At 68.3% G+C, this 25011-nt stretch carries 23 protein-coding genes; 7 read left to right on the top strand and 16 right to left on the bottom strand.

Annotated elements, in window-relative coordinates; translation table 11 throughout:
* Nucleotides 1–136 precede the first annotated feature (136 nt).
* Genes QE373_RS17990 through ttcA form a run of 3 tightly spaced genes read right to left on the bottom strand, consistent with a single transcriptional unit; the run spans nucleotide 137 to nucleotide 2780 of the window.
* Nucleotides 137–916 carry a SprT family zinc-dependent metalloprotease gene (locus tag QE373_RS17990; protein WP_309689280.1) on the bottom strand — a complete coding sequence of 260 codons (780 nt, stop codon included), beginning with the start codon at nucleotides 914–916 and terminating at the stop codon, nucleotides 137–139.
* A gap of 58 nt (nucleotides 917–974) precedes the next feature.
* Nucleotides 975–1880 carry a recombination-associated protein RdgC gene (locus QE373_RS17995; RefSeq protein WP_057507713.1) on the bottom strand — a complete coding sequence of 302 codons (906 nt, stop codon included), beginning with the start codon at nucleotides 1878–1880 and terminating at the stop codon, nucleotides 975–977.
* A 12-nt stretch (nucleotides 1881–1892) separates the two neighbouring features.
* Nucleotides 1893–2780 carry a tRNA 2-thiocytidine(32) synthetase TtcA gene (gene ttcA, locus QE373_RS18000; RefSeq protein WP_309689282.1) on the bottom strand — a complete coding sequence of 296 codons (888 nt, stop codon included), beginning with the start codon at nucleotides 2778–2780 and terminating at the stop codon, nucleotides 1893–1895.
* Nucleotides 2781–2870: 90 nt separating this feature from the next.
* On the opposite strand from ttcA, the gene QE373_RS18005 reads away from it, so the two are divergent.
* Nucleotides 2871–3074 carry a DUF465 domain-containing protein gene (locus tag QE373_RS18005; protein ID WP_057507715.1) on the top strand — a complete coding sequence of 68 codons (204 nt, stop codon included), beginning with the start codon at nucleotides 2871–2873 and terminating at the stop codon, nucleotides 3072–3074.
* 45 nt (nucleotides 3075–3119) lie between these two features.
* Here QE373_RS18005 and plsB read toward each other — a convergent pair whose 3' ends face one another.
* Both plsB and QE373_RS18015 read right to left on the bottom strand, forming a co-directional pair.
* Nucleotides 3120–5753 carry a glycerol-3-phosphate 1-O-acyltransferase PlsB gene (plsB, locus tag QE373_RS18010; protein ID WP_309689286.1) on the bottom strand — a complete coding sequence of 878 codons (2634 nt, stop codon included), beginning with the start codon at nucleotides 5751–5753 and terminating at the stop codon, nucleotides 3120–3122.
* On the bottom strand, nucleotides 5753–6721 hold the full coding sequence (locus QE373_RS18015) for a hypothetical protein (RefSeq protein ID WP_309689288.1): 969 nt from the start codon (nucleotides 6719–6721) through the stop codon (nucleotides 5753–5755). The genes plsB and QE373_RS18015 overlap by 1 nt, the downstream gene beginning before the upstream one ends.
* 280 nt (nucleotides 6722–7001) lie before the next feature.
* On the opposite strand from QE373_RS18015, the gene QE373_RS18020 reads away from it, so the two are divergent.
* A complete protein-coding gene (locus QE373_RS18020) occupies nucleotides 7002–7823 on the top strand; it encodes a serine protease (RefSeq protein WP_309689291.1) in 822 nt (273 codons plus the stop codon).
* Between the two features lie 51 nt (nucleotides 7824–7874).
* On the opposite strand, the gene pyrF is transcribed toward QE373_RS18020, so the two are convergent.
* Entirely contained in the window at nucleotides 7875–8597 is a 723-nt protein-coding gene (pyrF, locus tag QE373_RS18025) for an orotidine-5'-phosphate decarboxylase (RefSeq protein ID WP_309689293.1), read from the bottom strand.
* Nucleotides 8594–9514 (bottom strand): 5'-nucleotidase, lipoprotein e(P4) family, encoded by a 921-nt coding sequence (locus QE373_RS18030; protein WP_309689295.1) that lies wholly within the window; start codon nucleotides 9512–9514, stop codon nucleotides 8594–8596. The genes pyrF and QE373_RS18030 overlap by 4 nt, the downstream gene beginning before the upstream one ends.
* 99 nt (nucleotides 9515–9613) lie before the next feature.
* On the opposite strand from QE373_RS18030, the gene QE373_RS18035 reads away from it, so the two are divergent.
* Entirely contained in the window at nucleotides 9614–10273 is a 660-nt protein-coding gene (locus tag QE373_RS18035; RefSeq protein ID WP_309689297.1) for a YceH family protein, read from the top strand.
* A 66-nt stretch (nucleotides 10274–10339) separates the two neighbouring features.
* Here QE373_RS18035 and QE373_RS18040 read toward each other — a convergent pair whose 3' ends face one another.
* On the bottom strand, nucleotides 10340–10870 hold the full coding sequence (locus tag QE373_RS18040; protein WP_309689299.1) for a GNAT family N-acetyltransferase: 531 nt from the start codon (nucleotides 10868–10870) through the stop codon (nucleotides 10340–10342).
* Nucleotides 10871–11137: 267 nt separating this feature from the next.
* Nucleotides 11138–13114, bottom strand: a complete 1977-nt coding sequence (locus QE373_RS18045; protein ID WP_309689301.1) for a UvrD-helicase domain-containing protein — start codon at nucleotides 13112–13114, stop codon at nucleotides 11138–11140.
* 101 nt (nucleotides 13115–13215) lie between these two features.
* Here QE373_RS18045 and QE373_RS18050 point away from each other — a divergent pair, with 101 nt between their 5' ends.
* Complete coding sequence (locus QE373_RS18050; RefSeq protein ID WP_309689303.1) at nucleotides 13216–13938, top strand: hypothetical protein; 723 nt, start codon at nucleotides 13216–13218, stop codon at nucleotides 13936–13938.
* Nucleotides 13939–13965: 27 nt separating this feature from the next.
* Complete coding sequence (locus tag QE373_RS18055) at nucleotides 13966–14580, top strand: thymidine kinase (protein ID WP_309689305.1); 615 nt, start codon at nucleotides 13966–13968, stop codon at nucleotides 14578–14580.
* 47 nt (nucleotides 14581–14627) lie between these two features.
* Here QE373_RS18055 and QE373_RS18060 read toward each other — a convergent pair whose 3' ends face one another.
* The 5 genes from QE373_RS18060 to QE373_RS18080 form a co-directional block, all read right to left on the bottom strand.
* Nucleotides 14628–16229: a glucan biosynthesis protein D gene (locus tag QE373_RS18060; protein WP_309689307.1), complete on the bottom strand. Its 1602-nt coding sequence runs from the start codon at nucleotides 16227–16229 to the stop codon at nucleotides 14628–14630.
* A gap of 49 nt (nucleotides 16230–16278) precedes the next feature.
* Nucleotides 16279–18735, bottom strand: coding sequence for a protein kinase (locus tag QE373_RS18065; protein ID WP_309689309.1), 2457 nt, complete (start codon nucleotides 18733–18735; stop codon nucleotides 16279–16281).
* A 15-nt stretch (nucleotides 18736–18750) separates the two neighbouring features.
* Complete coding sequence (locus QE373_RS18070) at nucleotides 18751–19314, bottom strand: ECF-type sigma factor (protein WP_309689311.1); 564 nt, start codon at nucleotides 19312–19314, stop codon at nucleotides 18751–18753.
* 70 nt (nucleotides 19315–19384) lie between these two features.
* Nucleotides 19385–20197, bottom strand: a complete 813-nt coding sequence (gene mutM / locus QE373_RS18075) for a bifunctional DNA-formamidopyrimidine glycosylase/DNA-(apurinic or apyrimidinic site) lyase (RefSeq protein WP_057507728.1) — start codon at nucleotides 20195–20197, stop codon at nucleotides 19385–19387.
* Between the two features lie 246 nt (nucleotides 20198–20443).
* Nucleotides 20444–20809, bottom strand: coding sequence for a hypothetical protein (locus QE373_RS18080; protein WP_309689313.1), 366 nt, complete (start codon nucleotides 20807–20809; stop codon nucleotides 20444–20446).
* A gap of 210 nt (nucleotides 20810–21019) precedes the next feature.
* On the opposite strand from QE373_RS18080, the gene QE373_RS18085 reads away from it, so the two are divergent.
* Nucleotides 21020–21778 carry an ATP-binding cassette domain-containing protein gene (locus QE373_RS18085; protein WP_309689908.1) on the top strand — a complete coding sequence of 253 codons (759 nt, stop codon included), beginning with the start codon at nucleotides 21020–21022 and terminating at the stop codon, nucleotides 21776–21778.
* A gap of 38 nt (nucleotides 21779–21816) precedes the next feature.
* Here QE373_RS18085 and QE373_RS18090 read toward each other — a convergent pair whose 3' ends face one another.
* Nucleotides 21817–23022 carry a DUF4785 domain-containing protein gene (locus tag QE373_RS18090; RefSeq protein ID WP_309689315.1) on the bottom strand — a complete coding sequence of 402 codons (1206 nt, stop codon included), beginning with the start codon at nucleotides 23020–23022 and terminating at the stop codon, nucleotides 21817–21819.
* 11 nt (nucleotides 23023–23033) lie between these two features.
* Entirely contained in the window at nucleotides 23034–23906 is an 873-nt protein-coding gene (locus tag QE373_RS18095) for a hypothetical protein (protein WP_309689317.1), read from the bottom strand.
* Nucleotides 23907–24136: 230 nt separating this feature from the next.
* Here QE373_RS18095 and QE373_RS18100 point away from each other — a divergent pair, with 230 nt between their 5' ends.
* Nucleotides 24137–24976, top strand: a complete 840-nt coding sequence (locus QE373_RS18100) for a phosphatase PAP2 family protein (protein ID WP_309689319.1) — start codon at nucleotides 24137–24139, stop codon at nucleotides 24974–24976.
* Nucleotides 24977–25011: the final 35 nt, after the last annotated feature.

Genomic DNA, 25011 nt, shown 5'->3' on the forward strand with positions numbered 1-25011 from the left:
CCTCACAGTGTCCCGGACAGCCTGCCCTCCCGGCGCTGCTGACCGTTTCCGTGGGCGGCCGGTGCCCGGGGCGAACGACTAAGGCGGGGGATGAGGAAGAGTGCGCGGGCAACTGCTGCAACCCGGCGGCGCCGGGTTACAGCAGTTGCCGTAGCATGGCTTTGAGGCGGCGGCCTTCGTGCTGGAAGTAGTCGCGTTGTTGCCGCCAGGCGGGGAAGCGCTGTTCCACTTCGTGCCAGAACGCGGGGGAGTGGTTGGCCTGCAGCAGGTGGCAGAGTTCGTGGACGAGCACGTACTCGAAGGCTTCGGGCTTGCCGAGTACCAGTGCCAGGTCCAGCGCCATGCTGCCGTCGGGGGCCAGTGAACCCCATTGCGAGGACATCACCTTCAGCCGGATCCGCGTCGGCGCGCGCGGCAGGCCGGGCAGGTAGCGCGGCAGCCAGCGTCCTACGTCGGCGCGTGTCTGCGCTTCGTAGAACTCGCGCAGCAGGCGCTTGAGCGTGGTCGGCGTGGCGCGCGCCGGCCAGTGCACGCAGGCGCCCTGTTCGTCTATTTCCAGCTTGGCGTAGCGTGCTTCCTGCCAGCGCAGCGGAACCAGTTCACCGCGCAGCGGCAGCAGTCCCGGTTCGCCCGGTACAAGCGGCGGCGGCATGCGATCGGAGCGGTAGTGCTGCAGCTGCTCGGACAGCCAGCCACGATGCTGTTCAAGGAACCGCTCGCCGGTCTGCAGGCTGGCACGCAGCGGCAGCGTCAGCCGCGCACCGCGCTCGTCCACGCTCAGCTTGATGCGACGCGCACGCGGATCGCGCACGCGCAGTACATCGATCTCCGCATCGTCCAGCCGCAGCCGCACGGTGTCGCGCTGCACGCTGGCACTGGGCGCGGGGGACAGCAGGCGGCGGAGCAGGCGACTCATGCCACCAGCATACGCCGCCACGGGCGGCGCGATGTCAGCAACGTCCGCCGCACCCTGTTCAGTCGGCCTTGCTCAGCTTGAAGGCCTCTTCCAGCAGCAGGAACAGGCGGCGGATTTCCGCGCTCTGCAGCGCGAAGCGCGCATCCAGCTCGGCGCGACGTCCGTCATCATCGGAATGCTCCAGCTGGTCCAATGCGCCATCGAGGAACTTCAGCTTGCGCACGATCAGGTCATCGCCGATCACGAAGGACAGGTTGTCTTCGAACACCAGCGCCAGCTTGGTGACCTGCTTGCCCGCGTCCAGGTGTTTGTCGATCTCGTCGCAACGCAGTTCCTGGTGCTGGCACTTGACCACGGCACCGCCCTCCACCGGATCCTTCATTTCGCACTCTTCGCCCAGCGACAGGCCGGTCGGCAGCGCTTCGCCGGCGATCCAGCCGGTGAGGATGGAACGCGGCGCAACTTCGGCGTTCAGCGGCATCGCCGGGAAACTGCCCAGCAGTCCACGGATGTCGGACATGAAGTACTCGGCGGTCTTGCGGCTGGAGCAGTCCACCGCAACGTAGCCATGCTTGAGGTCGATGAAGGCATCGTTGCGCGAGTTCTTGACGAAGGCGCGCGGCAGCAGTTCATGCAGCAGGTCGTCCTTCATGCGCTTGCGCTCGCGGCCGCCGGGACGCCGCCCTTCGTTGGACTCGATCTCTTCCAGCTTGCGCTCCAGCAGGTCGTTGACCACCGCGCCCGGCAGGATCTTGTCTTCACCACCCACGGTCAGCCACAGGTGCTCTTCGATGCGGTGCGAGAACTGTTCCTTCTCTTCGCGGCCGAACGGCGAGATGAAGCCACGCGAATTCATCTCAAGCGGGCCGACCGGCTTGAGCAGGGCATTCGGCAACTGGGTGTCCACGCTGGAGAAATCGGTGGCGGTGGGGAAACGGAAGAAAGTCAGGTTGCGAAAGAACATGGAATTCCGGATTCAGGAGTGAAAGGCGCCGTGGCCATCGTCGGCCAACGGCGTCTCAGGAGGTGCGTCGCGGTGGCGACGCTCCAGGGAATGAAAATCAAACAGGGTCGGGTCGGCCAGCTGCGACGGTTCCACGCTGGCCAGCGCACGGGCGATCTGGTCCACGCGCCCCGGATGGTCACTATCCCATTGCGCCAGCAGCTGGCCTATCTGGCGACGCTGCAGGTTGGGTTGGCTGCCACACAGCGTGCACGGGATGATCGGGAAGCGGCGTGCCTGCGCGTACTGCGCGATGTCCCGCTCGCGCACATAGGCCAGCGGCCGGATCACCACGTGCTGGCCGTCGTCGCTGCGCAGCTTGGGCGGCATGCCGGACAGCTTGGCGTGGTGGAACAGGTTCATCAGGAACGTCGCCGCCATGTCATCGCGGTGGTGCCCCAGCGCGATCCGGGTGAAGCCATGGGTGGCGGCATGCTGGTACAGCGCGCCACGCCGCAGCCGGGAGCACAGCGAACACTGCGTGCGCCCTTCCGGGATCACCCGGCTGACCACCGAGTAGGTGTCCTGTTCGATGATCTGGTACGGCACCCCCAGGCGCTGCAGGTACGCGGGGAGCACGTCGGCGGGAAACCCTGGCTGCTTCTGGTCCAGGTTGACCGCAACCAGTTCGAACGGAACCGGCGCCCTGCGCTGCAGCTGCAGCAGCATGTCCAGCAGGGTGTAGCTGTCCTTGCCGCCGGACAGGCAGACCATCACTTTGTCGCCCGCCCCGATCATGCCGTAATCAGCAATGGCCTGGCCGACCTGCCGACGCAGCACGCGGCCCAGCACGTCCCCCTGTGCATCGGCCTCGCGGCGGCCGCGTGGCAGGGGATCAGGCAGGGACAGGACGGCGGTCATCCGTCCATTCTACCGGCTGGCATGCGTGCTTCCGAGGCTTCCGGATCGGTGGTTCTCCCAGCGGTCACCCGCGCTGTGTATGCTCGACGGGTGGATACCTACACTCCCGCAGAGATCACCGAGCGCCTGCTCGCGCTGCGCGCCGACCACCGCGCGCTGGACGAACGCATCACGCGCATGGCGGCCAATGGCGAAGACGACCTGGAGTCCAAGCGGCTCAAGCGTCACCGGCTGCAGCTGAAGGACTGCATCACCCGGCTGGAAAGCCTGCAGATCCCCGACGAGCCGGCCTGAACCCTGCGGGTGGGTGGCGACCGGGGGTCGCCACGCCCTGCCCGATCAATCCTGCGGCGCGGTCTCTTCCGGCCGCGCCGCTTCCGGGCTCACCCGCTCGATGGTGTGGCGCAGTTCGCGGCCAAGGATGAACTTGGCATCCTTGGCCCAGCCATCCAGGCGTTGGTCGAACAGCAGGCGGCTGTTCTCGTCCGGCCAGACCAGGCGCAGTTCGCGCAGCTTCTGGATGAATCCACGGAACAGGGTCTTGTCGAAGAACTCCGGTGCCGCCGGTGCATACAGCAGGCTCAGGCGCTGCGCCGCCTGCTGGCACAGGCTTTCCAGTTCCGCCGCGCCCAGCGTGCCGGGACCGTTCTTCACCAGCACCGAAATGGCGATGTAGTAACGCTCGAAAGCCTGCTGCAGGGAGTGGCCGATCGCGCGCAGGCGGAACACCTCGTCGGTCTGCCCGGTATTGCGCGACAGCACGCCGCCTTCGTCCTCGCCGACCTGCTGCAGCAGGCCCTCGCGGATGAACAGGTCGATGGTCTGCTCGATGCGCTTGCCGAACTCGTCTTCGGTCCACGGCAGGAACAGCTCGGCCTGCAGGAACGGGTACACCGTGCGTCCCAAGCGCACCAGGCCGGCACGGCCCATGCGCCGGTTGTTCTGGAAGCAGCACGCCACCCACGACGAGGCCGTGAACAGGTGCAGCACGTTGTTGCGGAAGTAGCTGAGCAGCACGGCCGTGTCGCCACTCACGCTGAGCACATCGCCCAGCGGGTGCTTGACCCGGGTCAGCACGTTGATTTCTTCGGCGTGGGCGATGATCCGCTCCGGCGAATGCGGGGTGACCGTCACCCGGTCCGAGTACGGCATTTCTTCCAGCAGCGTCTTGCACAGCTGGATCTGCGCGATCAGGTCGGCCTCGCCCATGGCGTGCTTGGGCGTGGACAGCAGCGCCAGCGCCAGCAGGTTGATCGGGTTGACGTCGGCGGCGCCGTTGATGCGTACCTGGATGCGCTCGGCCAGGGTATCGACGGTGTTGGACAACCAGGCCGGCTTTTCATCCTCGGCCACGGCACGGCCATCCCATTCGGGGGCCTTTTCCGCCAGCACGTCGTTCAGTGCGATCGGTTCGCCGAAGTTCACCACCACCTGGCCGTAGTTCTGCTTGAGCACCTTCGGGATGCCCCACAGCAGCGACCAGATCGATTCCTTTTCCTTCGGCCGGCCCGTCAGCTCATCGAGGTAGCTGCTGCCTTCCATCAGCTTTTCGTAGCCGATGTAGATCGGCTGGAACAGCACCGGCTTGCGCGGCTGGCGCAGGAACGCCTTGAGCGTCATCGAGATCATGCCGCCCTTGGGCTGCAGCAGGCGCCCGGTACGCGAGCGGCCGCCTTCGACGAAATACTCGATGGAATAGCCACCGGCGACCAGCTGGGCCACGTATTCGCTCAGTACCGCCGAATACAACGCGTTGCCGCGGATCGAGCGGCGGATGAAGAACGCCCCGCCCTTGCGCAGCAGCGTGCCGACCACCGGCAGGTTGAGGTTGATGCCGGCCACGATGTGCGGCGGCACGATGCCGCGGTCGTACAGCAGGTAGGACAGCAGCAGGTAGTCCATGTGGCTGCGGTGGCTGGGCACGTAGACCACTTCATGGCCCGGCGCCGCCGCCTTGAACTTTTCCAGGTGGTGGACCAGCACGCCGGCGTAGATGCGGTTCCAGACGTGGCTGAGCATGAAGCTGGCCGAACGCACGACCGGACTGGAGTAGTCGGCGGCGATTTCCCACGCGTAGGCATGCGCTTTCTTCCACGCATCAGCCGGCTTGCTGTTGTCGCGCCGGGCCTGCGCGGCGATCGCTTCGCGCACCGGCTCGGCCTGCAGCACCTGGTCCACCAGCAGGCGGCGGGTGGACAGGTCAGGACCGATCACCGATTCACGGATGCGGCGGAAATGCGTCCGCAGCACGCGCTGCAGCTTGCGCACCGTGCGCTCGGGATCCAGCCCCTCATCGACCGTGGCCCGCAGCGAGATCGGCGGAGCGAAACGGACGATCGTGCTGCGGCCGTTCAACAGCACCGCCAGCAGGCGCCGGAAGCGGCCGACCAGCGCCCAGTTTTCAGAGAACAGTACGGCGAACCAGCCGCTCTGCTTGTCCGGCGCACGGCCGACGAAGATCGACACCGGCACCAGGTGCACGTCCAGTTCACCGCGCGCGCGGTGCGCCTGCAGCACCTTGGCCAGCGAGTCGGAGTGGGTCTTGGCGCCGCGCTGCTCGGGAATGATCGAATTGCTCGAACTGCGCCGCGACAGGGCCACGTAGGCGCGCTTGCGGCCGGTGGGATCGCCGGGCAGCGGCACCAGCGGCGAAGGCAGCCCGGCCTGGCGGCAGGCCTTGTCCAGGATCAGCGCATTGGACAGGCCGTAGTCCTCCAGCACATACACCACCGGACGGCCGTCGTTGTACTGGCCAGGATCTTCCGGCTCGATGTCCAGCGACAGCCAGGGTTCGAACAGGCGACCCAGCAACCGCGCCCACCAGGGACGTCGGCCGGCTGCCGCGCGCGCGGCAACGTGCGGCGGCACCGGGCCGTCGGTCGTCATCGGGGACACCAGCGCCGGATCGGCGGGCGTCTGCTCAGGTTGTTCGCCGGGGAACGGCAGCGGATTCTGTTTCGACATCGGCGTCATTATGGCGTAGCCGGCGGCTTTGCATCGTCCCCGGTCTCAGCCGCAGGTGCGATGAGCGCTGCGGATTCAGCTTCCGCCTTCGCGCGGGCCGCGCTGGCGTTGCGCAGCAACGCATCGGTATCGGCCAGGGTGCGAGTCAGATACCAATGGCCCTCGCGCCGGGTCAACGGAATCTGCAGGCTGATGGTCTGGCCAGCGAGCGGGTACTGCAGGCGTACCAGTGCATTGTCGCCCTGCTGGGACAGGATGTCGCCGACGATTCCGCGCATCGACGCGTCCAGGTCGAGTCCATAGCTGGCCAGCACGGCTTTCAGCGTTGCGATGAAGGGACCCAGCCGTTGCAGGCTGGCCGCCATGCCGGCCTGCTGCAGTTGGTCATCGGTGGAAAAACCGGTCGCGCTGGCCGCCCGGGTCAGCGCGGCGATGCTGGCGCGCGCGCGCGCGCGGTCGCTGATCGGCGCATCCGCCGCCCATGCCGCCAGGGTCTCGACCACCTGTACATAGTGCGCCTGCTGGCTGCTGGTGAAACTGGTCTCATGACGCAGGTACTGCACGCCGAACAGGCCCATCGACTGCGCGGCCTGGCGCACGGCGGTGGTCTGGCCGGCCAGTTGCCGGTCGAAGCTGCGCTGCAGGCGCTGGCTGCCGTCGTCGGCTGACAGGGCCTGCAGCATCGGCAGCAGCTGGTCGTGCAACGGCAGTTCGGTCAGCGGCCAGCGACTGTGGCCCTGGCTCCATGCCTGCTCCAGCGCTGCGTACTGCGCCGGTGGTACCGACAGGCGCGCATAGGCCACCAGGTCGTTGTCGGCGATCGCGCGTGCCATTGCCTGCACCGCCGCGACCGGCTCGGCCGGCGGCGCGGCCGGATCGACCACGTCACGCTGACAGGCCGCCATCGCCAGCAGCAGCATGGCCGCGCAAGCCCATCCACCCGCATGGCGCAGCGCGCGCCGTTTTGTCTTCGACATGATGGTTCGGACTCCCCAGACCGGCCTGCATCTTGACCGGTGTTGCCTGTCAGCAGCAAGACAGCGGCGGCGGTGTTGTTTCCCCCCAGCCATGGGGACAGGACATTGAACCACACTCGCTGCAGGTTGTCGGATGCTGCGCGCTCGCTGCCGGTGGAGCGCGGAAGGCGGCGTAGGTGCCTACCGTTGTCGCCGTTCACTGTGACCGACATCGCATGATGCCGGGCGGCAGCCAAGGCCCACTGGTGTCCGGCAATCCGCCGGATCCGAGGGGCTCACCATGCGTTGCTGTTCTCTTGTCGTCCTTGCCAGCCTGCTCTGCCTGCCTGCGCTGGCACTGGCGTCGCCGCCGCATGCCGATCGTGTCGCGCCGACCATCGTCGGCGGAACCGATGTTCCGGACGACGGCAATCCGTTTCTGGTCAGTATCCAGGCCCTGCCACGTGGCAGCACGCCGCTGCGCCGCCACTGGTGCGGCGGCACGTTGATTTCCCCGTCGTGGGTGTTGACCGCCGCGCACTGCGTGACCCGTTGGTCATCCGCGCAACTGCAGGCCCGCACCGGTGAAACCGACCTCATCGCCGGCACCGGGACAGATCACGCAGTCGCATCGATCCACATACATCCCGACTATGCCGGCACCCGTAAGAGCGATGTCGCCCTGCTGCGCCTGGCCACACCGGTGCCGGACGCCCGGGTCATCGGCCTGCTCGGCCAGGAAGGCATCGGCTATGAGATGGCGGGCCGGCTGCTGACGGTCGCCGGCTGGGGCGCGCTGTCCGAAGGCGGGGGCAATCCCAGCCGCATGCAGCAGGTCGAGGTGCCCTTCATCAGCACGCCCGCCTGCCAGGCGCTGTATGCCGAAGACGGTATCGCCGTCGATGCTGCCAGCGAAATCTGTGCCAGCGAGGCCGGCCGCGATGCCTGCCAGGGTGACTCCGGCGGTCCGCTGTTCACCCGCGCCCCCGCCGGTGGCTGGGTCCAGCTGGGCGTGGTGAGCTGGGGCCTGGGCTGTGCGCGCGGCGAATCCCCGGGGGTCTACGCGCGACTGGCCGGTCCGGGCATCGACGCCTTCATCGAAGCCGTCTGGACCCGCGACTGACCGCTGCGCGCAATCGGGTTCGGTGGTCGAAGGCCACCGGACCCTGGGCGATCAACCGCGCAGCGCCTCGGCGATCTCGCGCTGGATGGCGCGCGCCGCCGCTGCGGGATCGGCCGCCAGCCGGATCGGGCGCCCGACCACGATCGCATCGGCGCCATCGCTGAAGGCGTCTGCCACCCCGACCGTGCGCTTCTGGTCATCGCCGACCGGGCCGCCCGGACGGATGCCCGGGCAGACGATGGAGAATCCGCTACCGGTCGCTGCCCGGATCGGTGCAGCCTCCTGGCCCGATGCGATGACGCCATCGATGCCGGCCGCTTTCGCCGCCAGCGCGCGCTCGACCACCACGTCCACCGGTTCGCGGTCGATGCCCATCTGCGCCAGGTCCTCGCGCCCCATCGACGTCAGCACGGTCACGGCCAACAGGCGCATGTCACCCCCGGCAACCGCCGCGCAGGCTTCCATCATCCCCGGGTGCCAGCCATGGATGGTGCAGTAGCTGACCGGCCACTGCGACAGCCGCTTGATGACCGCCGCAGCGGTCGCCGGGATATCGAAGAACTTCAGGTCAACGAATACCCGCTTGTCGCGACGCGCGAGTTCCTCGAGCACCTGGAAGTACTCACCGGAGGCCAGCAGTTCCATGCCGATCTTGTAGAAGCCCACGCTGTCGCCCAGGCGATCCACCCACGCCAGCGCCTGCACGCGATCGGGCACGTCCAGCGCGAAGATCAGGCGCTGGTCATCACGCAGGGGCAGCGGCGCGCGGCTCACGGCGCATAGTCCAGTGCGGCGCGCTTGGCGTCATGGCGGGCCTGGCGCGACTGGCTGTAATCGTTGTTGAACTGCGCCGGTTCGAAGCCGCCGTAGGTCGGGTTCGGCAGCATCCACCAGCGCTCGCCGAACCAGTCGTGGTATTGCTGCAGCAGGGCATCGCGCCCTTCGTTGGTATTGGCGGTGACTTCGGCGAAGTCGCCGAGCTGGTCACCGAACTGCATCAGCACGCGGTACTGCTCGCCGGCCAGGCGGCGGCGGCAGTTCTTCTCGCTGCCGGCCTGCTCGCAGCCTTCCACCACGGTACCCAGGCCGAGGAACACGCTGTCGTCGGCCACCGGCAGGCCTTCGGCGCGCAGGTTGGCCAGGGTGGCCTCCTTCAGGTGCACGGCGCGGTTGGAGATGTACAGCAGGGTGACGCCTTTTTCGTTGGCCGCCCGGGCGAAATCGACGACGCCGGGAATCGCCTTGGCCTTTTTCTCGGCCACCCACTGGTCCCAGCTCAGCTCGTCGTATTCCTTGCCATCGCGCACCAGGCGCGCCTGGTAGGGCGAGTTGTCCAGCACGGTCTCATCCAGGTCCAGCACCACCGCCGGCTTCAGGCCCTTGGCGTCGTTGCCGCGCTCTTCCGGCACCAGGGCGTCCCAGTTGGGCTCCTTCAGCGCGGCATCCAGGCGATCGGCCGCGGCCCGGTAGGTCTGCTCGGTGATCGCCCGGTACTCCTGCGCCCGCTGCATCCACAGCACCGCGTTCAGGTTGTCGTTGGCGCTGCTGTCCGTTGCCGCGGCTGCAGCGGCCGGGGCTGCAGCTGCGTCCGCGGCGGCGGCCGGCGGGGCGTCGACGCGCTTGCAGGCGGACAGCCCGATCACCGCAAGGGCGAGCAGGGACAGGGAGACGGGGGCGGTACGACGACGCATTGGCTTCACCATGTTCAGAACCCGGCCATTTTAACGGCAAAGATGACAGGGGCAGCGGCTATGCTTGACGGCTGTTCCACCGACCCACCGGAGCCCGCCATGACCGACACCCCCGACACCCCTGCCCGCCCGTTGCTGGATGCCACCCAGGCACGCCTGCTTGGCTGCCTGGTGGAAAAAGAAGCCACCACGCCGGATACCTATCCGCTGACGGTGAACGCGGCGCAGTCGGCGGCCAACCAGAAGACCGCGCGCGACCCGTTGATGAACCTGGATGCGGGCAACGTCCAGCATGCGCTGCGCCAGCTGGAAACGATGGGCCTGGCGCGCCAGCATTTTTCCTCGCGCGCGGACCGCTACGAGCATCGCCTGCAGGCCGCGCTGGACCTGACCCGCCAGCAGACCGTGGTGCTGGCGTTGCTGCTGCTGCGTGGCCCACAGACGTTGGCCGAGCTGGTCACGCGCGCCGAGCGGCTGCACCGCTTCGGCGATGCCGACGAGGCGCGCCATGCGATCGAACGCCTGCAGCAGCGCGAGCTGCTGGTGGTGCTGCCGCGTGCCAGCGGCCAGCGCGAAGACCGCTACATGCACCTGCTGTGCGGCGACGTCGATGGCCCGGCGCTGGCGGCGGCTTTTGCTTCGTCGGGGGCGGCGTCGGCGGCTGCCGCCAGCCACGATCCGGCACTGGCCGAGCGCGTGGCGCAGCTGGAAACCGCGGTCGCCGAGCTGCGCGCCGAGCTGGACGCGCTACGCGGCTGAGCCACGGCTGCCGGCCCGCGGCCGGCACGACCGGGTGGGGCGCAATCCGCTATCGGGTGGGGCTGATCAGCCGGTGACGGCGGCCGCGCCCGGCGTGGCGAACAGGGTCACCCATTCTTCGCTGCCGGGCAGCTGGATCGGGCCGCGCTGCTGCATGCCCAGCCGGCGCAGGATCGCAGCGGACGCCAGGTTGTCCGGGCTGATGATGCCGTACAGGTCCTTCAGGCCCACGACGTCACGCGCGTGGGTGAATACCGCCTGCGCCGCTTCGCTGGCATACCCATTACCGGCGTATTGCCCCAGAACCGCGTAGCCGACGTCCGGCCCCGGCAGGCCGTCGCGGCGCACCAGGCCCGCGTTGCCCAGCCACGCACCATCGGAAAGGCGCTCGATCGCATACATGCCGAAGCCGTTCAGGGCGTAGCTGTGCAGCACGCGCAGCGCGATGTACTCGCGGGCCTGCGCTTCGCTGCGTACGTCGCGGTCACCGATGAATCGCACGAAGCCCGGATCATTGAGCAGGGCCAGCATCGGTGCCGCATCACGGTCCGGTTCAATGGCCCGCAGGCGCAGGCGTTCGCTTTCAATCGGGTGCACGGACAGGTCTCCAGCCAGAGATCCCGATTGTGCCTCAGCCCCCGCGGTTGCCGTTGCCTTTGATTTTCTTTTTTCTTTCCGTGGCTGAAGCGCCAGGAAACCGTCCAAGGCCGGGTAGAGGGGCTGCGCAGGGGCGTGAGCGGCATGGATGCGGCAACCGAGCTTACAGGGACGTACTTGCAGCGTCCCCTGCGCAGTCCCTCTACCCGGCCAACCACGAACCCACTGCGTTGAGCGCCAGCCACGAGGGGCTGCGCCGTTCGCCGCTCAGTCGAACAAGGCCTGGATGGCCGCCAGTCCGGCAGTGGCGCGTTCCTGTTTGCGCGCCGCATCGGCCACCGGATCGGCACCGTCACGCTGCAGTTCTTCGGCCGGCAGTTCGGCGAAGAAGCGGCTGGGCTTGAGTCGCACGTGCTCGCCGAACTTGCGCGTAAGCTTGCTGTGGCTCATCCACAACTGGACCTTGGCGCGGGTGATGCCCACGTACAGCAGTCGTCGCTCTTCCTGCAGCGTGCCCTCGTCCAGGCTGACCTGGTGCGGCAGCACGCCGTCTTCGCAGCCGACGATGAACACGTAGGGAAACTCCAGGCCCTTGGAGGCATGCAGGGTCATCATGCGCACCTGGTTGCCGCCATCGTCCTTGTCGTTGCGCGACAACAGCGCCAGCTGGCCGGCCAGGTCGGCGGCGGTGGCGCCGCGCGGACCGCCTTCGAACCATTGCGCCAGTTCTTCGATGTTGTTCGCACGGCGCTGGTAACTGGCTTCTTCCTTGGCCTGCTGCCGCAGCTCGCTGAGCAGGCCCGATTCCTTGGCCACCTTGCGGATCATGTCGCCGGAAGAGATTTCGCGGGTCTGCGCGCGCAGGTCGCGCAGGATGTCGGTGAAGCGCGACAGGCTGTTGGCCGCACGCGGGGCGAGCTGCTGCAGCGCACCCAGCGCCTCGGCCGCCTGCGCCATCGGCATGTCCTTTTCCGATGCCAGTTCCGCCAGCTTGGCCAGGGTGCCTGCACCGACATCGCGCTTGGGCGCCTGCACCGCGCGCATGAACGCCGTATCGTCGTCCGGATTCACCAGTAATCGCAGCCAGGCCAGCGTGTCTTTGACTTCCTGGCGCTCCAGGAACACCGTGCCGCCGGACAGGTGGTACGGCACGCGCGCCAGTTGCATCGCTTTTTCCAGCGGGCGGGACTGGAAATTGCCCCGGAACAGGATGCAGAAATCGCTCCACGGCACCTGCCGCGCCTGCGCGATGAAGGCGATTTCGGCCGCCACTTTTTCGGCTTCGTGCTCGCTGTTGCGGCACTCCCACACCCGGATGCGTTCGCCGTCGGCCTGGTCGCTCCACAGCTTCTTCAGGTGCTCATGCGGGTTGTTGGCGATCAGCGCGTTGGCCGCGCGCAACACCCGGTTGGAACAACGGTAGTTCTGTTCCAGTTTGATGATCTGCAGCGCGGGGTAGTCGCGCGCCATCTGCTGCAGGTTTTCCGGATTGGCACCGCGCCAGGCGTAGATCGACTGGTCATCGTCACCCACGCAGGTGAAGTTGCCCTTGTCCCCGGCCAGCTGCTTGAGCAGGCGGTACTGGGCATCGTTGGTATCCTGGCACTCGTCCACCAGCAGGTAACCGATGCGTTCGCGCCAGGCGATGGCGATCTCCGGATTCTCCTCCAGCACCTGCACCGGCAGCCGGATCAGGTCGTCGAAGTCCACCGCATTGAAGGCGGTCAGCCGCAGCTGGTAGCGCTCGTAGACACTGGCCGCTTCCTTTTCGCGGTTGCTGCGCGCCTCACGCATCGCCTGCTCCGGTGACAAGCCGGCATTCTTGGCGCGCGAGATCAGGCTCTTCACGTCCTCGATGTCATCCGGCTTGGCGCCGTACATCAGGTCCTTGACCTGTGCGTTGCTGTCGTCGGCATCGAAGATCGAGAAACCGCGCTTCAGGCCCACCGCCGCGTGTTCGATCTGCAGGAACTTCAGGCCCAGCGCATGGAAGGTGCAGATGGTGACGTCTTCGGCATCCTGATCACGCAGGCGCCGCGCGACGCGCTCGCGCATTTCCTTGGCTGATTTGTTGGTGAAGGTGATCGCGGCGATGCGCCGGGCCGGATAGCGGCCGCAGCCAATCAGGTGGGCGATTTTCTCCACGATCACGCGCGTTTTGCCACTGCCGGCACCCGCCAGCACCAGCAAGGGGCCTTCGATATGCAGCACTGCTGCGCTTTGGGGGGGGTTGAGTCCGTGCATGTGCCGCTGATTGTAGCGGGGGCGCCCTGACCTCCGGCAGATTGCGCTGGCGCGCGCAGCTGCGATAGTGGTGGCAGACCACGATTCACAGGAAGTGACCGATGAAGCTGAACAGATTCACCACCCTCGCCCTGCTCGCCGCCGCCGCGCTGTCACCGGCCCACGAAGCGCACGCCCAGCTGGCGGCCGAAGACGCGCCGCTGTCGCTGCAGGAACACGCCGTGGTCAGTTCGCCTGCCTACCTCAAGGCGCACCCGGACATGCGTTTCCGGCAACTGGGGCTGGCCGCGGTCGAGCGCGACAAGCCCGAGGATGCACGCCGCTACTTCCGCCTGGGCGCCCAGCATGCCGACAAGCTGTCGCAGGCGCTGATGGCCGAGCTGTTGTGGAACGGCAAGGGCGGCCCGGTCGACCGCGCGCTGGGCTATGCATGGATGGACCTGGCCGCCGAGCGCGGTACCGAATGGCTGGTGGTACGCCGTGAACAATACTGGGCGGCATTGGACGAAGCCGAGCGCAAGCGCGCGGTCAGCGAAGGCCAGACGCTGTATGCCGAGTACGGCGATCCGGTGGCCAAACCGCGCCAAGAACGCGAAATGCGCCGCAACATGGGCGAGATGACCGGCAGCCGCACCGGTGCGCTGGGTTCGACGGTCATGCAGGTCCGCTTCAATGGGCAGATGGTGCGCGTGGTGCCGGAGATCTACTACGCTCCGCGGCTGTGGCAGCCCGACGCCTACTGGAAGTGGCAGGGCCAGCAGCTGGAGGCGGGCAACAGGAGCACTGTGGACGTGGGTGCTCCACATCCGCTGCGCGGCGACTGAGCCGCCCGCTGCGGCTAGAATCTGCCGATGGCCAAGCTCTATTTCTATTATTCGGCGATGAACGCCGGCAAGACCACCACCCTGCTGCAGAGCGCGCACAACTACCGCGAGCGCGGCATGCGGGTGGCAATCCTTACCCCGCGGTTGGACAACCGCGCCGGCAGCGGCGTGGTGGCTTCGCGGATCGGCTTGAAGGCCGATGGCATGGCCTTCGAGCGCGACAGCGACCTCCAACACCTGGTCGAAGCCGATATTGCCGCGCACGGACCGCTCGGCTGTGTGCTGGTGGACGAAGCGCAGTTCCTCAGCCGGGCACAGGTCTGGCAGTTGAGTGAGGTGGTCGACCAGCTGCGCATTCCGGTGCTCTGCTACGGCCTGCGCACCGACTTCCGCGGCGAGCTGTTCGAAGGCAGCCAGTACCTGCTGGCGTGGGCCGATGAGATGCAGGAGATCAAGACGATCTGCCACAGCGGCAAGAAGGCGACCATGACCGTGCGCGTGGACGCGCACGGCCATGCGGTGCAGGACGGACCCCAGGTGGAGATCGGCGGCAACGAACGCTATGTCTCGGTCAGCCGCGCCGAATTCAAGAAGATCACCCGCGGTGAAGGCCGCATCGACCCGCTGCTCGCCGGTGGATGAAGCGCCAGCGCGGGTAGCGCGTTGGCGCCGGCCCGCGTTTGCCCGGCTCAGTACAGGGTGCGTTCGGGCGCCCCGGCCGGCGGCGGGCTGTACTGGTACAGCCAGGTTTCGGTCAGGGTCTTGCCGCCACTGCGCAGGAACAGCCGGATGTCGATCTGCGCGGTACTGTCATCGCCGGGCACCAGGTCGAACATGGCCCGATAGCCGTTGATCTCACGCAGCGGGCGCGCCGAGACGATTTCCAGCGTGCCTCGGCTGGCCTGCACCACCGCCTCCACCTCACCCTTGTCGATCAGGCTGGCCAGCTCACCCCCGGCGAAGTCCACCGCGAAACGCCACGAGAAATGCTCGCGCTTCTTGCCGATGATGCCGCCCAGCCCGGTGCGGGTGGCCACGGTGTGCGCCAGCGGCGAACGCGCGGGCGGCTCGGCGCCCCAGTACAGGCGATAGCCGACCAGCAGTTCCTGCCCGGCCTGCGGCTTGTCCTTCGGATTCCAGAACGCGACGATGTTGTCGAAGGTCTCGTCCACGGTCGGGATCTCCACCAGCTGCACCGAGCCCTCGCCCCAGTCGCCCTTCGGTTCGACCCACAGGCACGGGCGCTTCTCGTAGAACACGCCGTCGTCCTGGTAATGGTCGAATTCGCGATCGCGCTGCAGCAGGCCGAAGCCACGCGGATTGCGGTCGACGAACATGTTGAAGCGCAGCTCGCGCGGGTTCACCAGCGGGCGCCAGATCCACTCGCCGCCACCGCTCCACATCGCCAGCCCGTCGGTGTCATGGATCTCCGGGCGCCAGTCCCACGCCATGCGGCGATCGTTTTCGCCGACCTGGAACATGCTGGTGCACGGTGCGATGCCGAGCCGCTCGATCGCCTTGCGCGGATACAGCGCGCTGTCGATGTCCATCAACAACACATCGCCGTTGGTGATGGCGAAACGGTAGGCGCCGGCCACGCTCGGCGAATCCAGCAACGCGTAGACCACGATGGTGTCCGAATCGTTGTCCGGGCGTTCGAGGTAGTAGGCGATGAAGTCCGGGAATTCTTCCGGCCCGCCGGTCCCGGTATCGATCGCCAGTCCCCGCGCCGACTGCCCGTACTGGCCTTCTTTGCCGACCGCGCGGAAGTAACTGGCGCCCAGGAAGGCGGCGAAATCGCGATCGGTATCCTTGCGCGTGTTGAGCCGGAAGCCGGCAAAGCCCAGGTCGGCCGGCAGCTGGCCGCCCTTGATGCCGCTCTTGCCGTAATCGAAGGCGGCGCCGTCGTAGGCCAGTTCCTGTGCCTTGCCATCGACCACGTCGAACATCCGCACCGGCGAATGGAAGTACAGCCCGAGGTGGAAGAATTTGGCCTGGAAGCGTCCCGGCTCATTGCCCCACAACGCGTGGTCCTGGCGATAGCGGATGGACTGGTACTCATCCCAGTCCAGCGCTTCCACCGGTCCCGGCAGGGTCCGCTTGCGGGTCTTGTAGGGCGCTGCGGCCAGCGCACGCGCCTCGCCTTTCAGGCGGGCGAAGTCGAACGGCAGCGGTTGACCCAGGCGGCGCAGGCCGACCTGTCGGCTTGGCGCGGCGCCCACGTTCAATGCAGGCAGGCCGAAGGCGGCCAAGGCCAGGGAAGCGTTGCGGATAAAATCGCGTCGTTGCATTCGAAGGCAGCCCGGGCATGGAGGGTCGGCCATTATTCCAACAGATTCGTTAATTGTTGGCAGTGGCCGGAGACATTTGTTCAGCTGGCTGCGGCAGGCGGGCCAGGCGCAGGTCCAGCTGGCGGACCGCTGCAGACGGAATGCCGCGCTGGGCGATCAGCAGCTGCCGCGCCTCGCGCCATGCGGCGGCGGCGCGCGCCGGGCTGCCCGCCGCGCGTTCGGCCTCGCCCAGGTCGAGCAGGCCCTGCGGCAGCAATGCCACCTGGCCAGGCTGGCGCCAGATCCGTACCGCATTGCGGTAATGGCTGAGCCTGCCATTGGCATCACCATCGGCCAGGGCGAGCTCGCCCAGCGCATGTTCGGCCAGGCCGACTTCACGGTGCTCCGGCCCGAGCGCCAAGGCCAGCTTGTCGCGTACATCCCCCAGCACCGGCGCGGCCCAGGCCCGGCGCCCCTGCTGCAGCGCGAGCAGCGCGCGGGCACGCTGCACCACCAGGGTTTCCGGATGGTCCGGGCCGAAGGCCTGGACCGCCGACTGCCAGGCCTGGTCCAGTGCAGCGGCGGCATCGCTGGCCTGCCCGCTGCGGGCGAGCATCTGCCCCAGCTGGCGGCGCATCCCGATGGCTTCCGGCGTGCCCGGTGCAGCGCGCTGCAGCAGCGCCAGCGCCTGCTGGTAGCCCTCCAGTGCACGCGCATCCAGGCCGGCATCGGCATCCAGCCCGGCCAGCCCCGCCAGCGCACCGGCGATGCCGCGCGGGTTGCCCTCCCCACGCTGGTACAGCGCCAGGGCGCGGATGAACGCAGCGCGCGCAGCACGGACCTGGCCAAGCTGGGCCTGGCAGTGGGCCAGTTCACTGGCGAAGCCCGCCACGGCGGTCGGCAGCAGGTCCTGCTGCTGGTCGGCGATGTGCGCTGCGGACTGCAGGTGGGCGACGCACTCGCGGTCACGGCCCAGCATGCGCAGCGCGCGCGCGCGCTGGGTCACCGCTTCCAGCTGCAGCGCGCCTGGCACGTCCGCTTGTGCCTGCAGCAGCGTGCGCTGTTGATCCAGGACGCGCAGGGCCACCTCGTAGTCGCCCAGTCCGATGTACAGGCGTCCGATCACCCCTTCCATTTCGGCCAGCGCCAGCGGCTGCCCGGCCAGTTCCGCCTGCGCACGCTGCTGTCCGGTTTCCAGCAGCTGGCGCACGTCGAAGTGGCCGTGGCGGACGCTTGCCGCGCGATCGAACAAGCCGATATTGAAGTCCTGCATCGCCTGTGCGCGTGCCGTTTCCTGGCGGGCCTGGCGCGCCTGCCAGACGGCCATCGTCGATACCGCCAGCAAGGCCGACAGGGCCAGGCTGGCGCCCGCCACGCCCCACCGATGGCGCCGCAGATACTTGCGCAGGCGATACCCGGTGCCCGGCGGATGGGCGCGCAGCGGCCGTCCGTCCAGAAAGCGGCGCAGGTCCTCGGCCAGCGCATCGACCGAGCCGTAGCGCTGCTGGGGATCCTTGGCCATTGCCTTGCCCAGCAGCAGGTCCAGGTCACCCCGCACGCGTCGGGCCAGACGCCGCGCGGCCGGCTGCACCGGCATCCCGGTTTCGCCCTGGAGCAACCGGCGTGATGCGGGCAATGGCTGGACATCCAGGATCGACCGTTCCCACTCACTGTCCGATTGCCGGCGCAGCCGATACGGCTTGTGCCTGGTGACCACTTCGTAGATCACCACACCCAGCGAGTACACATCGGTGCGGGTGCTCAGCGGATCGCCCCGCACCTGCTCCGGCGCGGCGTAGTGCAGGGTGAACGCGCGCGGCTCGCCGGCCGCCGCCGCCGCGATGCCGTCCGGGTCCAACAGCTGGGCGATGCCGAAATCGAGCAGCTTGACCGCCCCATCGGCGACCAGGATGTTGGACGGCTTCAGGTCACGGTGCACCACCAGGTTGGCATGCGCATGGGCCACCACCGAACACACCTGCAGCATCAGCCGCAGCCGCTCGTCCAGCGGCAGCATGCCGTGCTGGCAGTACTCGGTTATCGGCTCGCCCTGCACGTAGTCCAGCGCGAAATACGGATGCCCCTGCGGGTCGATGCCCGCGTTGTGCAGCTGGGCAAGGTGGGGATGCTGCAGCCGGGCCAGGATCTGCCGCTCGCGCGCGAAGCGCGCATGCAGGCCGGGTTCGGCCAGGCCGCTGCGCAGCAGCTTCAACGCCACCTTGCGCTCGTACATGCCGTCGCAGCGCTCGGCCAGCCAGACTTCCCCCATCCCGCCTTCGCCGAGCAGGCGCAGCAGGCGGTACGGACCGATGCGGGTGCCTTCGCGCGATGACCCAAGCGCGGAAAACACCGGCTGGGCCATGAACTGCTCGCTGTCGCGCGCATGGGCCAGCATTTTTTCCAGTTCCGCGGCCAGCGCCGGATCGCGCCCTGCCACCTCCCGCAGCCGCACCAGGCGGCCGTCTTCATCCAGTTCCAGCAGCTGGTCCAGCCATGACGACAGTTCGCGCCAGCGCAGGGCATCCATGGCCGGTGCTCGCGCTCAGTCCCCGCTTACTTCGGTCAGCAGGAACAGGCGCGCCTTCTGCCAGTCCCGTCGGATGCTGCGCTCGGAACGCTGGCTGAGTTCGGCGATCTGCTGTTCGGTCAGGCCGGCGAAGTAGCGCAGTTCGACCACCCGCGCCAGGTGCGGGTCCAGCGCCTGCAGGCGTTCCAGGGCCACGTCCAGCGCCAGCAGGTCCTCGTCCATGCGGATGCCGCTGCTGCTGTTTTCCGGGATGTCCACCCGCTTGAGGTCACCGCCGCGCTTGCGGGCCAGGCGGTTGCGCGCGTAGTCCACCACCACGCTGCGCATCGCCGAAGCCGCGTAGGAGAAGAAGTGCGCACGGTCCTCGAAACGCGCGCCGCCGCGGCTGCCGAGCAGTTTCAGGTAGGACTCGTGCACCAGCGAGGTCGCATCCAGGGTGCGCCCCTGCTGGCCGGCCAGCTGCCGCCGCGCCATGCCGTGCAGCTCCTGGTAGAGCACGGTGAGCACGCGGTCCAGCGCGGCACGATCGCCGCCGCGCGCGGAGTCCAGCCACACGGTGATGTCAGATCCTTCGTCCATCGCAGCGCCTGCTCCCACGGGAGTCGTGGCGCGACTATAGCCCTGTCCGGCGTGCTTGGCGAAAAAGCCCTCAGCGCTGGCAGGAACCACACCAGACGCTTGCACGCTGGCCGATGGTGGCGTGCTTCAGCGGACGCCCGCAGGCCCGGCAGGGCTGGCCATCGCGCCCGTAAACCCACAGCTCCTGTTCGAAGTAGCCGGGCGCCCCGTCGGGACTGATGAAATCGCGCAGGGTAGTGCCACCGCGGGTGATCGCATGCTGCAGGATCTGCTTGACCGCCTCCGCCAGCCGCACGTAGCGCTCGCGCGATACCTTGCCGGCCTCGCGCAGCGGGCTGATGCCGGCCCGGAACAGGCTTTCGGCCGCATAGATGTTGCCCACGCCCACCACCACCGCCTGGTCCATCAGGAAGGTCTTGATCGGCGCCTTGCGGCCACGGCTGCGCTGGAACAGGTAGTCACCATCGAAGGCATCGTCCAGCGGCTCCGGGCCCAGCCCCTGCAGCAGCGGGTGGACCTGGCCCGGCGGCTGCCACAACAGGCTGCCGAAACGGCGCGGATCGTTGAAGCGAAGCAGGCGGCCGTTGTCCAGGCTGATATCCACGTGGTCATGCGCGCGCAGCGGCGTATCGCCCGGCAGCACGCGCAGGCTGCCGGACATTCCCAGGTGCAGCAGCGCACTACCGGCTTCGGTGTCCAGCAGCAGGTACTTGGCACGCCGACGCACATCCACGATGCGCTGCCCCGGCAACAGGGCAGCCACCTCGTCCGGGATCGGCCAGCGCAGCTCGCTGCGGCGCAGGATCACCCCATGGATGGCACGTTCCAGCAGGTGCGGCGCCAGTCCACGCCGGGTGGTTTCAACTTCAGGCAACTCAGGCATGCGTAGATTCTACGCCCGGCCACGGTGGCAGCGCGGTAGCGCGGTAGCGCCGACCCATGGTCGGCGAATGCCTGGAGAAGGGGGTCTGATGGTTTCCGCCGACCATGGGTCGGCGCTACCGCGTTCCGAAGGCCTCCGGCACCTGTCGGAGGGCCGCGAAACGAGGCCCGCAGGACGCAGTTTTTGCCGTCCCCCGCCCAGCGCTCCCGCCCGTCCCACTTCCAGCGCCAACGCCGTTCGCCAGGCTCACCGCGGCGGCGCCGCCAGTTCGCGTGCATCCAGGAACCCATCGCGGTTCGCATCCTGCTTGTGGAACCGCTGCACCAGCGTCTGCCGCTGCTGCTCGCGGGTGATCGGCCGCCCCTTGCCACCCGGCAGCTCGCTGGCACCCAGCACGCCGTCGCCATCGGCATCCATCCGCTCGAAGGCGTACATCATCCACTGCACGTACTCGGCCTCGCTGACCCGGCCATCGCCATCGGCATCCATGCGCTGCAGATACGTGCCGGTGTCGGCCACCTGCGCCTGCACGCCGCCCGCGGCGCCCAGCAGCAGGGCAACCTGCAGGGTGATCACGCGTCTGCGCGGCAGCGGAAGGGTGACGTCGGTCATGGCGGCCTCCAGGCCGTGGTCCGGCGCGGGGTCGCCGCGGTGCAGACATGATGGCCCCTGGCTTGGCAAACTGCATCCCTGCGCCGCCACGGCCGCGCTCCTTCCAGTCGGGAACCTGCGTTGTCCAGCCTGAATCCAGCCGCCGTTGCACCGCCCGCAGCCGATGCCGGCCCCCTCCCGCCGCTGATCGAACTGGACCGCGCCAGCGTGATGCGCGGCCAGGTAAAGGTCCTGCACGGCCTCAGCCTGCGCATCGCGCAGGGCCAGCACACCGCGCTGCTGGGACCCAACGGCTGCGGCAAGTCCACCTTCATCAAACTGATCACCCGCGAGCTGTATCCGCTGGCCCATGCCGACGGCCACGTGCCGGTCAAGGTGCTGGGCCAGAACCGCTGGCAGGTGGACCGGCTGCGCTCGCAGCTGGGCATCGTCACCGGCGACCTCAGCAACAACCTCGCCGACATGCCCGGCCTGACCGTGGAACAGGCCGTGCTGACCGGATTCTTCGCCAGCTACGTGCTGCCAGCGTTCCGCGAGATCAGCCAGGACATGCGCGATCGCGCGCGCGCGTCCCTGGCGATGAGCGGCGCGCTGGCGCTGCACGGTCGCACCTATGCAGAACTGTCGGCCGGAGAGACCCGTCGCGTGTTGATCGCCCGGGCGCTGGTCAACCGCCCCCACGCGCTGCTGCTGGACGAACCGTCCACCGGGCTGGACCTGGTGGCCCGTCAGCAGCTGGTCGATACCATGCAGTCCGTGGCGCGCCAGGGCATCACGCTGGTGCTGGTCACCCACCACGTGGAAGAAATCATTCCGGAGATCGAACGGGTGGTGCTGCTGCGCGATGGACGCGTGCTGGCCGACGGTACGCGGGCCGAGCTGCTGCGCGATGCGCCGCTGTCTGCGCTGTTCGGCGGCCCGATCACCGTGCGCGAGCAGGAAGGACGGCTGAGCGCGCACGCGCGATAGCGCCACGCGGCCTGATGCCCCGGCCCACCTTTCCCGGATCAGAACCGCAGCGCGGCAGCGCGCGACTCGATCGGTGCCATCCGGCTCTGGTCCTGCAGCTGCAGGTCACGCAGTTCATACGGCGCGCCAAACCCCGCCGGCAGCGCGGCCTGGTCGAACGGCAGCACCAGCGTGCCCTGCCCGGGACCGCCGAACCACGCGGCGGCATGCGCCTGCGCAACCGGCTTCAACTGGCCATCGGCCGTGCTGGCGTACAGGGTGCCGCGTGCTTCGTAACGGCCGGCGGCGGCCACCTGCAGCGGCAGGCTGACCTGCCTGCTGGCGGGATCCGGCGTGGCCTGGCCGCTGAAACGCGCCGTCGGTAGGGCCACGGCGAAGGCGACCTTTCCATCACGCCGCACCCCCTCTGCCTCGGCAAACACCTGCAGCTCCCACAGGCCCTGCGTGTTGCCCACGTCGGCGGGAATGCGCACCTGCGCGCGCAGGCTGCCATCGGGGCTGCGCAACAGGCGCTGCGGCCAGCTGCGGCCATCGGGCGCAACCAGCAGCGCTTCACCGCGCAGATCGCCGTGGCGAGCGTGCAACCGCGCCGCACTGGCCCCGTCTTCCAGCAGCCGGGCCTGCAGCTGCACGTTGCCACCGGCCAGTACCTGCGCCTGGCTGGCCTGCACTTCCAGCCGCAGCGGACTGTTGGGCTCCAGCACCTGCACCACGTAGCGGCCCCGTGCCTGCGCGCTCTGCAGCCGGTAGACCCCGGCCGTGCTGCTTGCGCCGGTGCGCAGCATGCGGGTGCCGTCGCTGACCGGCATGCCGGCATCGCGCAGCGCGCGTGCATCGACACCGCGGACCACGCTGCTGCGCCCGGCAGGATCACGCAGCTGCAATGCATCCGCCGACAGCGCCCGTGCACCCGGCACCGGACTGAGCTGGATCACCGCGTCCGATGCGGTCAACGGCAGCGCCAGGCCGTGCTGCAGCTCGGCTGCATCGACCTGCTGCCAGTAACTGCGGCTGATGGCAGCGTACGCTGCGGCCGACTGCAGCGGCTGCGCCGGGTCCAGCGCCCAGGCGAAGGCCAGCGGTAGCGGCTCGCTTTCGTCGTCGGTGGGCAACGGCGCGGCGATCAGTGCGGCCGGCACCTGGTCGCCCGCCGCGGCGGCGCGCAGCGGCTGTGCAGCCCCTGCGGACGCGGCGGACAGGATCGCCAGCGCGCCAAGGGCCAAACGTGTCGAATGCATTCTCATGATGGTCTCCGTCACTGGGTCAGGTCGTTGCGCAGCAGCGTGCCCAGGCCGAAGCACGCGCGGCGGCTCTGGTTGTGGCTCAGCGGTTCAGCGCCCTGGGTGCGTGCGGTGTCGATGAACCACACGCTGCCGGCCGCCTGCTGGCTGCTGCAGTCGAGGAAACCGTCCGAGCACGACGACAGCCAGTTCTGCGTGAACTCCAGGCCGAGGTTGGCGGCATAGCCCCCGCAGTAACTGTCGGTATCCGTCGGTGACGAATCGACATCGCTGCCGACCACCGCGCGGAACGGCGTGGGCAGTGCCGGACGACCGGCGCTGCCATACAGGTTCTGCGCGTTGTAGGTGGCCATGTGGGCTACCTGCTGCTGACGCACGGCGTCACTTCTCTTGCCCAGCAACCAACCCAGCAGGGTTTCGAAGGTGCTGCCGTTGATCACCGCATCGGCCAGCGGCGTGCCGGCCGAAGACGGCGCCAGCGCGGTGACCTTGCGCACTGTGCGGATGATCTTCGGATAGCGGCGGTCGTAGGTTGGATTGGACAGGATCCAGCGCATGACGTTACCGCCGTTGGAATGGGTGATGACGACCAGCTGGCTGATGCCGCGGCGGTCGATGAAGCCGGTCAGCTGGTCGGCGAGGCAGCCGGCGGCGTTCGGCTTCCACATGTACTGATCGAAATCGCAGCTGATGACCACATGGTTGCGCCGGTCCGGCAAGCCCTGGCGCACGCTGTCGATGATGCCCGGCTGCCAGTAGTCGCGGGTGGCGTTGGTGTGCACGCCGGTGCCGTGCACGAAGGCCACGCCGAGGACTTCGGCCGCCTGCGCGGGCTGCAAGCCCAGCAGCAGGGCCAGTGCGAAACTTCGTCGTGCGGTGCTGTGCATTGCGCTTCTCCGTCATCGGCCGATCCCGCGCCGTTGGTGGCCTGATGCTCGGCGCGATCACCGGTGAACGTCTGTGCGCTGCCCCGGGAAAAAGGACATCCCCGACATGTAAAAGCGGTTTCGGCTCATGCAGAGGACCATGCCGGTTCTGGCCGTATGCGCGACGGACGCTCCGCAGGGCGAGCGCGACTGCGATCATTGCCGGCGAGCCCCCTGTTCCGAGCCTGCCCATGTCCCTGATCCCCCGCCTTGGCCGCGCCCTGCCCTGGCTTGCCGTCGCACTGTCCGTGGCGGGATGCACGGCCACCGCCAGCAGGCCGACCGCCGTTGAAGCCAACGTCACCACCAAGGCGGTGGGCTACCTGGAGGCGGCCGCGGTGCCTGCCAGCCTGGCGTTGGTGCCGGCGCCGCCGGTGGCCGGCTCGGCCGGCTTCGCGCTGGACGAACAGGTCAGCCGCGAGGCGCGTGCGCTGCGCGGTACGCCACGCTTCGCCCAGGCCACGCGCGATGCCGAACTCGGCTTCCCGGAAGGCGCCAACCAGTTCTCCTGCGCCATCGGCCTGGACGTGGACGCGCAGCGCACGCCGGCGCTGTACCGCCTGCTGGAACGCAGCCGCATCGATGCCAGTGCCGCCACCCGCGTGGCCAAGAAGCACCACCAGCGCCCGCGGCCGTTCATGGTCAACGGCGAGCCGACCTGTACCCCGGAAGACGAAGCCGGCCTGCGCGGCAATGGCTCCTATCCGTCCGGCCATACGTCGATCGGCTGGGCGTGGGCGCTGCTGCTGTCGGAAATCGTCCCGGACCGGGCCGATGCCATCATCGCGCGCGGACGCAACTACGGGGAAAGCCGCCTGGTGTGCAACGTGCACTGGCAGAGCGACATCCTGGAAGGCCGTTTCATGGGCGCCGCTGCCGTCGCCCGGCTGCACGACAACCCGGTGTTCCAGCGCGATCTGCTGGCGGCACGCAGGGAAATCGACGCCGCACGCAGGTCCGGGCAGCAGTCCAGCCGCGACTGCGCGGCCGAGGAAGCGGTGCTGAAGGTGCGGCCACAGAGCGCGCTGTGATATGAAAACGGCGCGGAAGAATCCGCGCCGTGGAT

This window comes from Stenotrophomonas sp. SORGH_AS_0321 (genome assembly GCF_031453215.1).
GTDB classification, from domain to species: domain Bacteria; phylum Pseudomonadota; class Gammaproteobacteria; order Xanthomonadales; family Xanthomonadaceae; genus Stenotrophomonas; species Stenotrophomonas chelatiphaga.

Bases quoted from the DNA above. Each gene is read 5' to 3' on its own strand.
- QE373_RS17990 (WP_309689280.1), bottom strand. From the start codon at position 916: ATGAGTCGCCTGCTCCGCCGCCTGCTGTCCCCCGCGCCCAGTGCCAGC.
- QE373_RS17995 (WP_057507713.1), bottom strand. From the start codon at position 1,880: ATGTTCTTTCGCAACCTGACTTTCTTCCGTTTCCCCACCGCCACCGAT.
- ttcA (WP_309689282.1), bottom strand. From the start codon at position 2,780: ATGACCGCCGTCCTGTCCCTGCCTGATCCCCTGCCACGCGGCCGCCGC.
- plsB (WP_309689286.1), bottom strand. From the start codon at position 5,753: ATGACGCCGATGTCGAAACAGAATCCGCTGCCGTTCCCCGGCGAACAA.
- QE373_RS18015 (WP_309689288.1), bottom strand. From the start codon at position 6,721: ATGTCGAAGACAAAACGGCGCGCGCTGCGCCATGCGGGTGGATGGGCT.
- QE373_RS18020 (WP_309689291.1), top strand. From the start codon at position 7,002: ATGCGTTGCTGTTCTCTTGTCGTCCTTGCCAGCCTGCTCTGCCTGCCT.
- QE373_RS18030 (WP_309689295.1), bottom strand. From the start codon at position 9,514: ATGCGTCGTCGTACCGCCCCCGTCTCCCTGTCCCTGCTCGCCCTTGCG.
- QE373_RS18035 (WP_309689297.1), top strand. From the start codon at position 9,614: ATGACCGACACCCCCGACACCCCTGCCCGCCCGTTGCTGGATGCCACC.
- QE373_RS18045 (WP_309689301.1), bottom strand. From the start codon at position 13,114: ATGCACGGACTCAACCCCCCCCAAAGCGCAGCAGTGCTGCATATCGAA.
- QE373_RS18050 (WP_309689303.1), top strand. From the start codon at position 13,216: ATGAAGCTGAACAGATTCACCACCCTCGCCCTGCTCGCCGCCGCCGCG.
- QE373_RS18055 (WP_309689305.1), top strand. From the start codon at position 13,966: ATGGCCAAGCTCTATTTCTATTATTCGGCGATGAACGCCGGCAAGACC.
- QE373_RS18060 (WP_309689307.1), bottom strand. From the start codon at position 16,229: ATGCAACGACGCGATTTTATCCGCAACGCTTCCCTGGCCTTGGCCGCC.
- QE373_RS18065 (WP_309689309.1), bottom strand. From the start codon at position 18,735: ATGGATGCCCTGCGCTGGCGCGAACTGTCGTCATGGCTGGACCAGCTG.
- QE373_RS18070 (WP_309689311.1), bottom strand. From the start codon at position 19,314: ATGGACGAAGGATCTGACATCACCGTGTGGCTGGACTCCGCGCGCGGC.
- mutM (WP_057507728.1), bottom strand. From the start codon at position 20,197: ATGCCTGAGTTGCCTGAAGTTGAAACCACCCGGCGTGGACTGGCGCCG.
- QE373_RS18080 (WP_309689313.1), bottom strand. From the start codon at position 20,809: ATGACCGACGTCACCCTTCCGCTGCCGCGCAGACGCGTGATCACCCTG.
- QE373_RS18085 (WP_309689908.1), top strand. From the start codon at position 21,020: ATGCGCGGCCAGGTAAAGGTCCTGCACGGCCTCAGCCTGCGCATCGCG.
- QE373_RS18090 (WP_309689315.1), bottom strand. From the start codon at position 23,022: ATGAGAATGCATTCGACACGTTTGGCCCTTGGCGCGCTGGCGATCCTG.
- QE373_RS18095 (WP_309689317.1), bottom strand. From the start codon at position 23,906: ATGCACAGCACCGCACGACGAAGTTTCGCACTGGCCCTGCTGCTGGGC.
- QE373_RS18100 (WP_309689319.1), top strand. From the start codon at position 24,137: ATGTCCCTGATCCCCCGCCTTGGCCGCGCCCTGCCCTGGCTTGCCGTC.